This window comes from Paenibacillus mesophilus (genome assembly GCF_005938385.1).
GTDB lineage: Bacteria > Bacillota > Bacilli > Paenibacillales > NBRC-103111 > Paenibacillus_AB > Paenibacillus_AB mesophilus.
The window spans coordinates 20,812-34,009 of the sequence record NZ_VCRA01000006.1 but is presented as its reverse complement, the minus strand read 5'-3'; the positions used below and the strand labels follow the sequence as shown (position 1 = coordinate 34,009).

Here is a 13,198-nt window from a genome sequence, read left to right as displayed (position 1 = left end):
CCTTGGCGACTCTTGGGGGTCATGAAATACACGTATTAACCGAAGACCCGACATATTCGGTTAATATTACGCAGCACCCGGTGGAATCGGATATCGACTTGACCGATCACGTCGAGCGAAAGCCGACAACGATGGAGATCACGGGTAAGATTCTGGGGCCGGACGCCTCCGATATCCGGGACCAACTGGTCGAAGTCATGATGTCGGGAACACGGCTCGATTATATCGGCCGGAACGCTTTTCGCTCGGCGCTGCTGGCGCGCTTTAACACGACTCACGATTACGAAACGTCTAACGGCTACCGATTTTCAGCCACGCTGCAGCAGGTGAGGATCGCGCAGCCGAGTTATGCTCCACTAATGAATGACCCGATCCTTCTGGCCGAAGCGAAGGACACGACCAATGCCGGCCGCCAGCAGCTCGCCGATCAGCCGCCGCAGGGGACGGAGCAGCAGCATGAAATGCGCCGTGGTGAAACGCTGTACTCGATCGCGCCGAAATACGGCACGACCTGGCAACGGTTGCTCACGCTTAATCCTGGCGTGGATCCGACGAAGCTGCAGATTGGGGAGCAGGTGAGAATCGCCTAATGTACATGCCAATTAATAAAAATCAAGTGCCGTATCGATTCGAAATCACTCTCGGCGCCGAACTTTTCACCTTTGAGGTCCGCTATAATGCGGACTTTGATTTTTTTACGCTGGATTGCTACAAGGGCGGTCAAGTGCTCGTGTACGGCGAGAAGATCGTATACGGCGTGCCGCTCTTTGTGGACGTTCTCGATCAGCGATATCCGGTCCTCCAGATCGTTCCGCAAGACAAGGCCGGGGCCGAAACGAGAGTCGGTTATGAAAACATGGGGCAAACGGTCTTTTTGCAGGTGGTGGGATAGATGCAACAATACATGCGATCGACAGCAGTGACGATCGGAGACCGGACGTTTCGGTCGGAAGATTTGCACATTGAGTTTGATGTGCCCTTCGATGACAACACGACCCCGAACGAAAGCAATATTCGGATTTACAACCTAACCGACGATTCGATTAATCGGATCGAGCATAATCAGTCGGTAACGCTCAATACCGGATACCAGGGCGACATTGGCGTGCTACTCCAGGGGCGAGTTTCCTATGTCACGACGCGCAAGCAGGGGCCGGATAAGGTCACGACTGTGTATGTCATCGACGGAACGGACCTGACCGGGATCAAGATTGAGCGGAAGGCATACACCAAAGGGACGCGAGGAAGCCACCTCCTGAACGATCTCGTACCTCTGCTGAAGCTTCCCGTCGCGGCATTCCGACTGCCTAAGGATAAGGTTTACGACGAAGGCTATTCGATCAGCGGCCAAATCGTGGACAATCTCTCGCAGATCGCCCGGGACTGCGGCGCTTCCTTTTACATCAACCGCGGCAATCTCTATATCCGAGCGCTATCTGACGGCGACGACGCCCAATTTGTACTTAAAGTGGATACGGGGCTGCTGGACAGTCCGGAAGGCTTTTTTGACGACGATGCGAAAGGCTACAATATTCGCTGCCTGCTGCAGCACCGGATTACGACGGCATCGATCATCGACCTTGATTCCCGGTACGTCAAAGGGCGATTCCGTGCGCGTCGCGGCCGCCATATCTGCAACGAGTCGGAATTTATAACCGAGATGGAGGTGGTCGAGAGTGTCGGAGGACGATAAATTCCTTCACGGGTTTATTAGAGAAAAGCTGCTCAACCTCCATACCGCCATGCCTTGCCGGGTTGTCAGCTACGACGAGGAGCGACGGCGGGCCGTGGTACAACCGCTGTTTATGACCAAGGAGCGAGGGAAGCCGCCGGCACCCCTGCCGCTTGTCCAGAACGTTCCGGTCCTCTCGCAGCGTTATCGGGTGGATGGATCGCCGGACACCTACGAGTATGTACCGGTCTATCAGCCGGGGGACGTCGTATTTGTGGCATTCTCGGAGCGTGCTTTGGACGCTGCACTGGCAGCCCCGGGGCAAGTCGTGCCGCCGGATAGCGACCGGCATCATTCGCTAAACGACGCCGTAATTGTTGGGGTGATGGCATTATGAAGGATTTCAAGCTTCTGGGTGACGACATCGCCATGGAGAATGGCGATTTTGTAATGGTCGAGGGACCGGACGAGCTCCGTCAGACCGTGTACATCGGCATGCAGACGAATCAAGGAGAATGGTTTTTGAATCCAGATGTCGGCATGCAGCATTCGACTTTTGGCGGTAAAAAGCCAAACGAGGAGGCCATGCGGGCTGAGATAGTACGGGGAGCAACGCAGGACGACCGCATACGAACCGTCGACGAGGTCCAGTTCGAGCAGGATTCGAAGGCACGGAAGCTGTCGGTTACATTCAAAGCCACGGCAACCGACGGCACTACGATCCAGGAGGCGGTGAATATCGATGCTTGACGCAGATGGCTTTAAAAGGCCGACGCACTCGGAATTGTACGCTGAAATGGAGATTGAAGCAAAGGCGAAATACGGGGAGACAGTCAATACTTCTGACCGCTCACTCTTGGGCCGGATTCTGCGCCTTTTTGCTTGGTTTCTTTCCAAAGCATGGCAGGATACCGAAGCCTCCTACTATTCGGCCTATAAAAATACGTCCGACGGCGTGCAGCTTGACCGTTTGGCGCCGCAAGTCGGGATCACGCGTAACCTCTCGACCTGGGCGCAAGGGACGCTGCAGGTTTCCGGCGTTGCGGGGTATACGGTGCCCGCCGGTTTTCGGGTGGCCACCGAGGCCGGAACGATCTTCGAAACTCTTGCGCCGATCATACTGAACGGGTCCGGGAGTGGCTCCGGCACCATCCAAGCGCTCGATGCCGGCACGGGTGGAAATGTTGCAGCGAACACGATCACGGTCATTATCAAGCCCGACGCGAACGTCACGAGTGTGAACAACCCTGCCGAGTCGAGCGGGGGGCAGGACAAAGAAACCGACTTGGAACTTCGCGATAAATGGACCGACTCGCTTGCAGGCGGTGGCGCTGCGACTATCGATGCGGTGCGTGCGGCGCTGCTACGTGTGACGGGCGTGCGAGCTGCGACGGTGATCGAGAACGATAAGAATACGCCCGACAGCGATGGTCGCCCCCCGAAGTCGATCGAAGCATACGTATTAGGCGGCGTTGCAGCCGACATCGGGCAAGCCATACTGGGCAGCAAGGCGGGGGGCATCGAACCCTACGGCTCCGAAAGCGTGGTCGTTAATGATCTTGCTGGCAACCCACACACGATGAAATTTACTTATGCGGCCGAGATCCTCATACATGTCCGGGTCACAGTGACCAAAAACGCCTCCTACCCGACAGATGGGAATACGCAGATGACCAATGCGATTGTTCGGTACATCGGTGGTGAGGCGACGACGGGACAACTGTATGTAGGGCTCAACATGGGGGATGACGTTATCTATTCCCGGCTGATCGCCGCAGCATATAGCGTCCCAGGCGTCGAGGACGTGTTGATAGAGGTATCGACGAATGGGACGACTTGGACGCAAGCAAACGTTGCAGTCGATCCGCAGGAGGTCGCGCAGACGGCCCATACCTTGATCACGGTGATGCCATGATTACCGCAGCGGACATTATATCCAAACTCACGGACGTTTTTACAAAGAACCCGGAGAGCAATGTCGGCAAGCTCTGCCAGATCATGTCCGGCCAGATTGCCAAACTCCAAACGACGAATGAGCGCATCCGCCTATGGCGTGACGTCGATCAGGCCGAAGGGACGACCTTGGATTTGACGGGCGATAACGTCGGACAAGCTCGTGGAGCTGCGACCGACGAGGTTTACCGGATTATGATCAAATCAAAGGTCGCGCGAAATCTGAGCACTGCCGACATCAATACCATTATCCGCGTGCTGTCGCTGGCTTTGGGCTGCGAATACTCAGAAATAAAGATCGAGGAAATGTACGCTGACCCCATAGCGCCAGAGCCGGCCGGCATTAAGCTGATAGAATTGCCGCTGGCGACATTGAACGCGGCCGGAATGTCTCCGCAGCAGTTTGCGCAGATCATAAAGCGGACAGTGGCCGGCGGCGTGAGGGTCGGAGTGATCGAGCTGACCGGAACGTTTGAATTCGGCAACATAGGAGATCCGCCGGATAACAATGCAGGTTTTGCTGATCTGGGACAAACCTTCGGCGGGACTCTTGGGGCAGCTTACTCGCCGGGATCGTCTCCGGAACTGCCGATATAGGGAGGGAATAAACGAATGGCATTTAATAAGCAACCGCCCGAATGGAAAGCGCCAGGTGTTGAACCGCCAGCATCGAAGCGGAATGACGGATGGCAGCCGGGGGAGAAACCACCCGCCGATTACTGGAACTGGCAAATGAACAAAACATACGAGGCTGTAGAGGAGCTTCAGCAGAAAGCTGCTGAAAAGACCGATTTTGATGCGCACAAAATAGCCTCCACCCTCGATCATCCGGATGGCAGTGTCACAGACGCCAAGATCGGCAACCGGACCATAGACGATACCGTGACAGCCGCAAGCGGAGCTGACACGCCGACGCGGCTGTGGAGCAAGTTGGCGAACATGATTAAGCGTATCACGGGAAAAACCAATTGGTGGGATGCTCCGGTAAAGTCTATTGAGCAGTTGAATACGGAGGTCGGTACTGCACAATCGACAGCAAATGCAGCGTTGCCAAAGGCGGGTGGGACGGCAACCGGAACTATTTTTTTGGACGCGGCCGAGAATTATATTACCGGTGGGACAAACGGAGGATTTCGCTTCGTTAACGATCCAAATGGGATATACATTCAAAGTGTGAATGGTACGCGGAACGGTGTCGGCAAGCCGATCAACATTACGGGATTTAATGGAGTGAGCGTTCCGGTTTATGTCAACGGAAGTACTGTCATTACTTCCGCAGGCGGGCAGACGATAAATGGACAGACGGTATTTGCATCTTCATTACCCGGATCTATCAACAACGGAGTAGTGCGATTAACAGCACCAAGTGAAGCAAGGATCACTTTGAATACAACGACGACCGTTGCGACAGGAACAAATGTTGGTGGTTTTGAGTTTGCCAACAATGGAGCGTTTTGGGGTGGGTTATATTCAAAAGGAAATGGAGATTTGGAAATTTATACCCAAGGTGACGGTGCAACCCCGAGGGTTACAGTACCAAACGGCGGGGGGTTAAAGGTTCTCGGTAACAACGTTATCACCTCTGCAGGTGGGGATATAAACGGTACAGTTATATTGGGAAACAGCAAATGGTTAATGGGCAAAAGGACGGACGGAGTAGCTAAGTTACTTATTACTATAGCAGCCGACAACGGCATATATGCCGGGGATGCCTCCACGCCATTCACCATATATTCAAATCAAGCGCCACGGTACGGAACAGCTTCCACATCGTATGCACTCATTCATGACGGCGGCGGGCAGACGATAAACGGATCATTAGGAGTGCAGGGAGAACTTGGGTTGAGTGGTGGGACTAAAATTGGCGACGACGGTCCCAATTCATTGTACATCAAAGCCAACGGAAACCAATTTGATGTAATCAAAGAGGATAACAGCGGATATATCTTGCGTGCATCGCCTAGCGCCTTCACGTATAACGGAAACAATGTCATTACCTCCGCAGGTGGCGGTTTTTCCGGCGCTCCCGTACTAAACAACGGCGTCCAATTACTCGCCAAAAACACAACCGGCACATTTCGTCAATTAGCAGTTTTGTCGTCTGACAATGTGGTATACCTTGGCGACGGTAACCATGTGACAAACATTCAGAGTTTCGGCGCCGCAAAAGTTAACGGAGCTGACATCGTCACATCCGCAGGTGGGCAGACGATAAACGGGAGAACAATTATAAGCGGCGCGGGTCCGGGTTTCAACAACGGCCCACTACTTCTAAATTCTTCGACCGATCCGAGACTTACGCTCCAATCTACAAATGGAACAGGTGGGATCGAGTTTTCAAAAGCCGGAGCGTTTTGGGGTGGAATATATACATCCACGGCAGGAGACATCCATTTTTTCACTCCATCCGACGGCGGTAGCCCACAAGTAAAAGTAGGTGATGATGGTAAACTCTACATTAGAGGGAATGAGGCATGGCATACCGGACAACTACGCAATAACGGCGGCGTATTGGAAATGTATACGGGGGGAGCGTGGAAACCAGTTAGTAGTCCTCGAATCTTCACTTTATGGAGAGGACAAGCGCTCCAAACATCCAGTACGTCCTACACATCTTCCCCTACTCTGAAAGGCACGTCAGCCACAGTCGATTTAGAACAAACGGGCGGTATAAGATGGGACAGCGCCTACACAGCCGGAAGGTCCGTGTATCTCCGAGCGTGCTTCCAAGGTGTGGGCGACACAGGGTATGTTCACTTGCGCAATGTAGCTGGTGACGTTGTAGCCGAGATATCCGGCACTAATGGTCTCGCCACCAGTAGCGCTATCACTGCATTGTCCGATACGTTTTTTTATTACTTTCAAATTAGATCGTCCTCTGGGACTATCTCTGTGGCGTCTGTCGAATTAATAATAAAATAAGGGGGATGGCCCATGAAGCGGAAATATATGTTTGAAGTTGACCAGACTGGTAAGATCGCACGAGGAACAGCCCTAATCTACCCGGACGAGTACAACGCCGAAGGCACGGAAGAGGTTTGGAATAATCAAGCGCGGTCCTTTTACAACGCCCAATCCGGCACATGGACCGTCTACGATCCGCTTACACTTGCCGCGCCGACGACGGCGGAAGTAAACGCCACGATCACAGCAACCGCAACGCTACCCAACGGGACGCCCGACAACGAGGTGTCCTTTTCTGTTTCATATGGTTCGGAGTCGGGTGATCCGGTAACCATAACGGTCGCGGACGGAACCGCATCGCAGCAGTTCGCGTTCGATACGCCAGGCGTTTATCGGATCACGGCCAGCAGCGCACATCACGGATCGGCAAGCGTGGAGGTGACGGTCAGTGAGCCTGCAAACCCAGCCTAATGGCAGCGTGATTTCGGTAACACGCAAACGGTCGCCGGAAGAGATCATCGAATTCCAGAAACAGAAGATTGCCGGTCTCGAAACAGAAAACGCCGATCTAAAAGGGCGAGTCTCCGACATGGAGCTCGCCTTTGCTGATCTAATAACGGGAGGAGGTGTATAAGATGGCAATGCCAATGTACAAAATCCGCATCATCGCAAATGCCTGCATCACGCGCTACGACATGGGCGAGCGGGAAATTACTGATATTGTAAACAGCTATAATATGGCGACCGATGATCGTAATTTGGTTCTTGCGGAAATTTATGCGAAACGGCCGGATATTGAGACTGCGACACCGCAAGCGTAACACCGCTCCCCGAGCAATCGGGGCTGGAAAATCTATGACGCAGATACTATTTAATCAGATTTCCATCTTTGTCGAAATACTTTATGTACGTAAAAAACATCTTAATTGCTTCATTTGCATCTTCTATGTCCTTAGATTTTGTGCGGTCTTTTTTAGTGTTGTATAGAAAGTAGCTTGTTTCTAGAATCGCCACACGATTTTGCAGTGATTTTTGCTCTTCGGTAAGGCGTGGATTGTTTAAATATTTATTGTGGTATTCTTTGATTTTTTCCTTCTCAGCATCCGTCAGTGGTACCAAACTATCTGACTTACTCAGGTAGATTTTTACAATTTCTTTTGAATCTTCATTGAAATTTTCAACGCTGCCTGTTGGTACTGGTTTTTCTGTCGGTTTACTTTCGCAACCTGAAATATAGAAGAAGGAAACAAGGATGAATAAGATAATATACCATTTTTTCATTTTATCACCACTTTTTTTGTCTATTATAACATGTAGAAAATCGCATAACATCCGAGATCAAATAATTTAGAACCTCGAGCCGATCGGGGCTATTTTTATACCCGCATGGACGGGCGGAGAGGTGGACGAGATGGAGCAAACAGGTAAAGTGTTCGCGGCAATTTTGGGAGGCATCTTGCTTCCTGTTTTCGAGTTTTTGTACGGGGAAGGGACGGCGGTAGTTTCCATCATGGGAGCACTGGCGTTTTTCATTCTGCTCGATTGGATCAGCGGCAGCCGAGCGGCGCGGAAGGATGATACCTATTCATCCAAATACGGCATTGACGGCGTGTTTCGGACCTTCTTTATGGCGCTGCTGCCAGCCGGCGGGCATCTGTTGGACAAGGCTGTCGGATTGCCCGGTATCCTGTTTGGCATATTTGCCCTAGGTCTGATATATCACACGTTGCGGAGTATGACGGCCAATGCGATCCGGGCGGGATGGGCTGAATGGCTGCCGATCTCGATTTTGGAAAAGGTGATTGATTGGGTAGGCAGCGAAATGGAAGCCAAGGTCAACCGCGCGCTGCAGCGTAGAACGGAAAGGGGGGCTGGGACCGATGCAAGCCAGAAATGAGCAAAACATCCCAATCATCGACGTTTCCAAGTGGCAGGGGAATATAGATTGGCTTCGCGTCGCGTCCAGCACGATCGACGACCGGCCGATCCGGGGCGCCTATGTTAAATCATCCGAGGGGATCGGCTATGTCGATCCTCTTTTTCGTCGTAACGCTGTCGGCGCTCCTGCGGCGGGCTTGGCTGTGGGCTTTTACCATTACTGCCGGCCGGAGACGGGGAACACGGCTGCGATGGAGGCAGAGCACTTCCTCGAGACGGTGGCCGGGCTTCCCGTGACGTTGCCTTACGTCCTGGACGTTGAAGGCGAGGCGGCCGACCTGGGGGCGTCCCGGTTGACGGATTGGTGCTATGAGTGGCTGTCCATCGTGGAGCAGCGTACCGGACATCGTTGTATGGTCTACAGCGGCGGATTCTTTGCCCGGTCATACTTGGGCAGCAAGCTTGCACGCTGGCCGCTGTGGGTCGCGCATTATGGGGTCGATACGCCGATGAGCAACGGAACGTGGGATCGATGGGCGATGCACCAATACAGCGAGACCGGGCGCGTGGACGGGATCGATGGGCGCGTCGATCTGAACGAAATGGATTTGGTCTATTGGGAGGAACTGACCGGCGCGCCGGTTGTTGAACAAAAAACGGAGGCGGTAGGCGCTATGTTGCTTGAACAATGGCAATGGAAAATGCTCGGCGACTCGCTGGACGGGCTGTACCATAAAGGGCTGATCGGCGACTACACATGGGCCGAGAAGGCGTACAAGGGCGAGATGACGCAAACGGAGTTGGTATGGCTGAATACGATAGTTTATGCTCGGCAGCAGGGCATACAAGTATAAGTACCTGAGCAATCATTTATAAATTTCAGAAGGGTTTTGTTACCTCCTGTAGAATGCTATGGAATAGCATTTAATACTATATTAGGAGGAAAAAGTCTTGTTGGCATCAGCAATACAATTAGCAGCTGGTATTATTTTTGCTGTTACTGTTTTTATGAGAAAAACATGGAAAGACAATGATGTTCACGAGTTGACTGGAACCATACTTAACAGCACAGGTGGTGTAAATCCTAAATTAAACCAATTATTGTATGAAACATATATGTTTCGTATCGGAACACTTATACTGGTGGTAGGGTATTTAATGGCAATTGGTAATATCGACTATAATAGTAACAGTGACTCGTTAATAAGAATACTGGCCGCCTTGGGTGTATCAGGAATCATTGTTATACTAACCCACATTGTTTGTCATTGGTTAATGTGGAGGAGACTGCAAAAATTAAGTGGATTTAGGTCTCCTTCTCCTGAAAGTGAACCCGAAAAATTAGAAGATGAGGGGAGGATTTCAAACGGATCGCCACAAACTCCTGCATCGCCAAATCGTGCGATGTTAATTATTACTTTAAACAACGGGAGTAAAAAGCCCTATTCTCTAACTGTTCCCGAGCTTGGTTCTTTTATTTTGTGGTACAATAACCGAGCATCAGGTATTGGACCGGAAGTTTATGCATTAAATAAGCACCTAGCTTCGAGCAGATATACTAGTCGCAAGGACTACATCACATTCGATAAGATTGAAGTATTTGAAGTGAACGAGATTAGTAGAAACGAGAACAGTAATTAATAAAATCCCCGCTGGCTTCGGCTGGCGGGGATTTTATCTTATAGAAAATCAAGAAAACAATAGAACGACTTTGAATGCAGTATTACCGATCGAACTATCTTTGGTAAAAAGATTCAATCACCAATAGATGGAATAGAACCCATGTTCTTGTTGAAAAATCACCCCGAATAATACATTATGAAAGCAGCGAATAGTGTCGAATAGTTATTGGGGGATGATTTTTTTTGTTGTCGCTGCGAACATTAAAAAACATACACATAGGTGAATTTGAGGATTTTTTTACCTTAATGAATACTAAAGGTAGAACAACTAGAATAAAGGCCGACTCCACACCAGAAAAATACCAAAATATTCTTAATATTATTAATGAAGAAATCCAGAACCCGGAAGGAAGTTTTACAAGCGAACAATTTGATGATTTTGTATTTAATATCCTTATGTATGACAATACCAATTATGAATATGTATTAAGGTTTAATGAGTTCTTTGCAGATAGCGAAATGTCAGTAAACAAAGTACATGCACATCTGAAGACTAATACCTCGCTTCAATTCAATAAGATGTTAACTGAAAAGATCGATTTTGGGAAAAAATATAAACTTTGTACTACTAGAGTGGAATTTAACCAAAGTAAGTTGGTTGCATGCCACTTGATTATTCGTCTAGGAAACGTAGAACAGCAGTATGGTTTTACTAATTTTTTTGCATGTATAACGGTTGATATTATTAATCGACTAATAATTATTAGATTTAATCAAGCGCAGCTTGAAGTATTTTGTAAGGAAGCCAAAAAAGAGCAGTTAGCCCTGATAAATGAGTTGAAAGAGATGTTGAGTGGAAACTCATCAAATGGCGACGACCTATCTCCACTCTCGCTTAATGTGAATTTTTTAGACGAGTATGCAGGCAGCACAGTAATATTCAATCTCTTCAAAGAGTTAAGTGAAGAAGCTGAAGAAATGTTAAGAGAGCGAATAAAACCTGAAACAGAAGAGAAAATAAGGAAATTCCTAATAGATATGGGTTTAAAAAAAATAGAAGATGAATATATTGAACAAATAAAAGCAGTAATTTATCAGGATGTTGCTAATACAATAAGTCCATCACTATTTAAAAAAGGGTGGATATTCAGATTTCACTTTAGTGAAGGTGACCATACAAGAGCAACATCTAAACATGAGGACAGAGGACCGATCTACAGTTCTAAAACTTATTGGCAATTAAAAGAATTAATAAAGGAAGAAATGCGTGAGGGTGGTTATCATTGGAAAATGACGAAAACTGACGAATTTGTCGATGTGAAAATTATTTCTCGAAATGCTACAATGATATTAGATTATTATGTACAAATGCGAAAAGACAGGAAGGAGAAGGATGAGTTTGTTATACGAAAAATTTCTGAGCATTTATCGTGAAACAAACATGCAGAACTTCTATCCCTCTTATCTTCTTGAAAACTTGGATAGATTCGCTCGTGAAACAATTTATTACAATAAGGCGTATTTAAGTCCATATCGATTCGCGCACAAAAACATGATGACAGCTAGGGATGCAGTTCAATTTTTTTTATTTTTCACTAATGCCGATGGGCCATTCGATATTATTTATTTCTTTGAATGCTCTAATGTCGCGTGTGACCATAGGTTTAAGTATACGAGGGAGCAATTCAAAAGAATAAGCACAGAAACTGTTTATGAAATATACTGTGAAGAATGTGGGAAGAAATATATATTTAATGATATTCTTCCTTTCATTCAAGTGTATTTTATTTTGAAACCCGAGCAATGTCTAGAATTTTCGAACAAGAGTAAAATTGATCCTAGTTCAACTTTCGGAGCACTCAAAGATATGACCAACGGTTTACAGGAGTCCCCCCCTTCATTTTTAACTGATTCAAAGGACGGCGGTGAGGGGGGGAGGGAGAAACTCGCCGTTCAAGTAGTAGATGTGGTGGTGGCTAATATTGATAATTCTGGAAATATTATATCCATTGATGTAGAAAATTCCTTACCTCCATTCCTACAAAAAATGAGGTTAAGTATGAATGAGAGGATAAGGAATACTATATGAAGATTCCTTTCTCCATTAAACAAATCATATATTTAATTTTATCAATAGTGCTTGTATCTTTCTTTTTATCAGGGTTTATACAAGCAATAAATACCTACGCAAGTACAGGAAAAGATTGGGCTAGTGCATTAATTCAATCTGTAGGGAATATTATTGGTGGGATTCTTGGTGGAATTGTTGCTATTATCGTAGCAGCATATCAGATTAACAGCACATTCAATAACGAGAATAAAAAGCAACTTGCTACATCACTTACAATGTTGAAGTTGATAAGAGAAGAACTTAAAGATAACATCACAATGTTAGAAACTGCATTGCCTTACGAAGTTGGTAATTTTGTACATATGAAAAATCATTTTACTGACGATATATGGAAGAGCACGATGACTCATCTAATTATTTCAGATGAATTGTTAGTTAGGCTTAACGTCGCATACAGGAAAATCAGTTGGTTTCGAAATTTACAGTCACATGAGGTAAATGATGAATTTCTTAGAGAAACTAAGGACGAATTTCTGGAAACGCTCGGAAAAACAAACGCTGAGATTCAAAAATTAGAACAAAGAATCAACATTTAGGTAATACACTACTGTCTGTAGTTGACAGTGGCTATTCGATAAACTCCACAAACACAGGACTCAGTAGGAGTCCTTTTTGTTTTCCGTTAAGTTTCTAATTGCAGAACAGGAATACAAAAAGCGGCGACAAACAATCACTGATTGACGCCGCTTTTTGATTGTGCTATCCTATCGTTAAGACAATATCTGGGAGGGATTCGGTATGAAGTCTACAAGAGTAAATATACGTATCAACGAAAAGCTGCACACGTATTTCAAGGAAATTAGTGAACACAAGGGGGTTTCGATTTCTGCAATGATGAATATTGCATTGACAGATTATATGGATAACGTAAGACATCTACCAAGTGGTTTAGTATTAGATCAAATGCATAGAAGTCAAGCAAGATCGGTCACTGGATTAACTCCGCGGGGAGCTCAAAGAGGTGGTGGTCGAAATATCGGAAGAAACCACCAGGTTGAAGAAACAAATGCTTAAGAACTCGCTTGTAAAAATTTAGTG

General features: G+C 47.7%; 19 protein-coding genes. 18 read left to right on the top strand and 1 reads right to left on the bottom strand.

Annotated elements, in window-relative coordinates:
• The first annotated feature begins 2 nt into the window (after window positions 1–2).
• The 11 genes from FE783_RS12650 to FE783_RS12600 are packed head-to-tail and all read left to right on the top strand — an operon-like array spanning window position 3 to window position 7,350.
• The gene (locus FE783_RS12650; RefSeq protein ID WP_138879733.1) at window positions 3–590 is read left to right on the top strand and encodes a LysM peptidoglycan-binding domain-containing protein; all 588 of its coding nucleotides are present in this window, start codon (window positions 3–5) and stop codon (window positions 588–590) included.
• A complete protein-coding gene (locus FE783_RS12645) occupies window positions 590–892 on the top strand; it encodes a phage baseplate plug family protein (protein ID WP_138879732.1) in 303 nt (100 codons plus the stop codon). Before FE783_RS12650 ends, FE783_RS12645 begins: the two co-directional genes overlap by 1 nt.
• Complete coding sequence (locus FE783_RS12640; protein WP_138879731.1) at window positions 893–1,693, top strand: phage protein; 801 nt, start codon at window positions 893–895, stop codon at window positions 1,691–1,693.
• A gap of 49 nt (window positions 1,694–1,742) precedes the next feature.
• Window positions 1,743–2,069 carry a Gp138 family membrane-puncturing spike protein gene (locus FE783_RS12635; RefSeq protein WP_274381443.1) on the top strand — a complete coding sequence of 109 codons (327 nt, stop codon included), beginning with the start codon at window positions 1,743–1,745 and terminating at the stop codon, window positions 2,067–2,069.
• Window positions 2,066–2,422, top strand: a complete 357-nt coding sequence (locus FE783_RS12630; protein ID WP_138879729.1) for a DUF2634 domain-containing protein — start codon at window positions 2,066–2,068, stop codon at window positions 2,420–2,422. The genes FE783_RS12635 and FE783_RS12630 overlap by 4 nt, the downstream gene beginning before the upstream one ends.
• The gene (locus FE783_RS12625) at window positions 2,415–3,587 is read left to right on the top strand and encodes a baseplate J/gp47 family protein (protein WP_138879728.1); all 1,173 of its coding nucleotides are present in this window, start codon (window positions 2,415–2,417) and stop codon (window positions 3,585–3,587) included. The genes FE783_RS12630 and FE783_RS12625 overlap by 8 nt, the downstream gene beginning before the upstream one ends.
• The gene (locus FE783_RS12620) at window positions 3,584–4,222 is read left to right on the top strand and encodes a hypothetical protein (protein WP_138879727.1); all 639 of its coding nucleotides are present in this window, start codon (window positions 3,584–3,586) and stop codon (window positions 4,220–4,222) included. The genes FE783_RS12625 and FE783_RS12620 overlap by 4 nt, the downstream gene beginning before the upstream one ends.
• A gap of 15 nt (window positions 4,223–4,237) precedes the next feature.
• Entirely contained in the window at window positions 4,238–6,547 is a 2,310-nt protein-coding gene (locus tag FE783_RS12615) for a hypothetical protein (protein WP_138879726.1), read from the top strand.
• Between the two features lie 12 nt (window positions 6,548–6,559).
• Window positions 6,560–7,000 (top strand): hypothetical protein, encoded by a 441-nt coding sequence (locus FE783_RS12610; protein WP_138879725.1) that lies wholly within the window; start codon window positions 6,560–6,562, stop codon window positions 6,998–7,000.
• Window positions 6,978–7,163 (top strand): hypothetical protein, encoded by a 186-nt coding sequence (locus FE783_RS12605; RefSeq protein WP_138879724.1) that lies wholly within the window; start codon window positions 6,978–6,980, stop codon window positions 7,161–7,163. The genes FE783_RS12610 and FE783_RS12605 overlap by 23 nt, the downstream gene beginning before the upstream one ends.
• 1 nt (window position 7,164) lies before the next feature.
• Window positions 7,165–7,350 (top strand): hypothetical protein, encoded by a 186-nt coding sequence (locus FE783_RS12600; RefSeq protein ID WP_138879723.1) that lies wholly within the window; start codon window positions 7,165–7,167, stop codon window positions 7,348–7,350.
• Window positions 7,351–7,396: 46 nt separating this feature from the next.
• Here the strand turns inward: FE783_RS12600 and FE783_RS12595 are convergent, their stop codons facing one another.
• On the bottom strand, window positions 7,397–7,810 hold the full coding sequence (locus FE783_RS12595; protein WP_138879722.1) for a hypothetical protein: 414 nt from the start codon (window positions 7,808–7,810) through the stop codon (window positions 7,397–7,399).
• A 130-nt stretch (window positions 7,811–7,940) separates the two neighbouring features.
• Here FE783_RS12595 and FE783_RS12590 point away from each other — a divergent pair, with 130 nt between their 5' ends.
• The 7 genes from FE783_RS12590 to FE783_RS12560 all read left to right on the top strand — a co-directional run bounded on the left by FE783_RS12590 (window position 7,941) and on the right by FE783_RS12560 (window position 13,174).
• Complete coding sequence (locus FE783_RS12590) at window positions 7,941–8,426, top strand: phage holin family protein (protein ID WP_138879721.1); 486 nt, start codon at window positions 7,941–7,943, stop codon at window positions 8,424–8,426.
• On the top strand, window positions 8,410–9,261 hold the full coding sequence (locus FE783_RS12585; RefSeq protein WP_138879720.1) for a glycoside hydrolase family 25 protein: 852 nt from the start codon (window positions 8,410–8,412) through the stop codon (window positions 9,259–9,261). Before FE783_RS12590 ends, FE783_RS12585 begins: the two co-directional genes overlap by 17 nt.
• Before the next feature lie 97 nt (window positions 9,262–9,358).
• Window positions 9,359–10,048 (top strand): hypothetical protein, encoded by a 690-nt coding sequence (locus tag FE783_RS12580; RefSeq protein ID WP_138879719.1) that lies wholly within the window; start codon window positions 9,359–9,361, stop codon window positions 10,046–10,048.
• Window positions 10,049–10,335: 287 nt separating this feature from the next.
• Complete coding sequence (locus tag FE783_RS12575) at window positions 10,336–11,463, top strand: hypothetical protein (RefSeq protein ID WP_138879718.1); 1,128 nt, start codon at window positions 10,336–10,338, stop codon at window positions 11,461–11,463.
• Window positions 11,423–12,118 carry a hypothetical protein gene (locus FE783_RS12570; RefSeq protein ID WP_138879717.1) on the top strand — a complete coding sequence of 232 codons (696 nt, stop codon included), beginning with the start codon at window positions 11,423–11,425 and terminating at the stop codon, window positions 12,116–12,118. Before FE783_RS12575 ends, FE783_RS12570 begins: the two co-directional genes overlap by 41 nt.
• The gene (locus FE783_RS12565) at window positions 12,115–12,696 is read left to right on the top strand and encodes a hypothetical protein (RefSeq protein WP_138879716.1); all 582 of its coding nucleotides are present in this window, start codon (window positions 12,115–12,117) and stop codon (window positions 12,694–12,696) included. Before FE783_RS12570 ends, FE783_RS12565 begins: the two co-directional genes overlap by 4 nt.
• A 202-nt stretch (window positions 12,697–12,898) precedes the next feature.
• A complete protein-coding gene (locus FE783_RS12560) occupies window positions 12,899–13,174 on the top strand; it encodes a hypothetical protein (RefSeq protein WP_138879715.1) in 276 nt (91 codons plus the stop codon).
• Window positions 13,175–13,198: the final 24 nt, after the last annotated feature.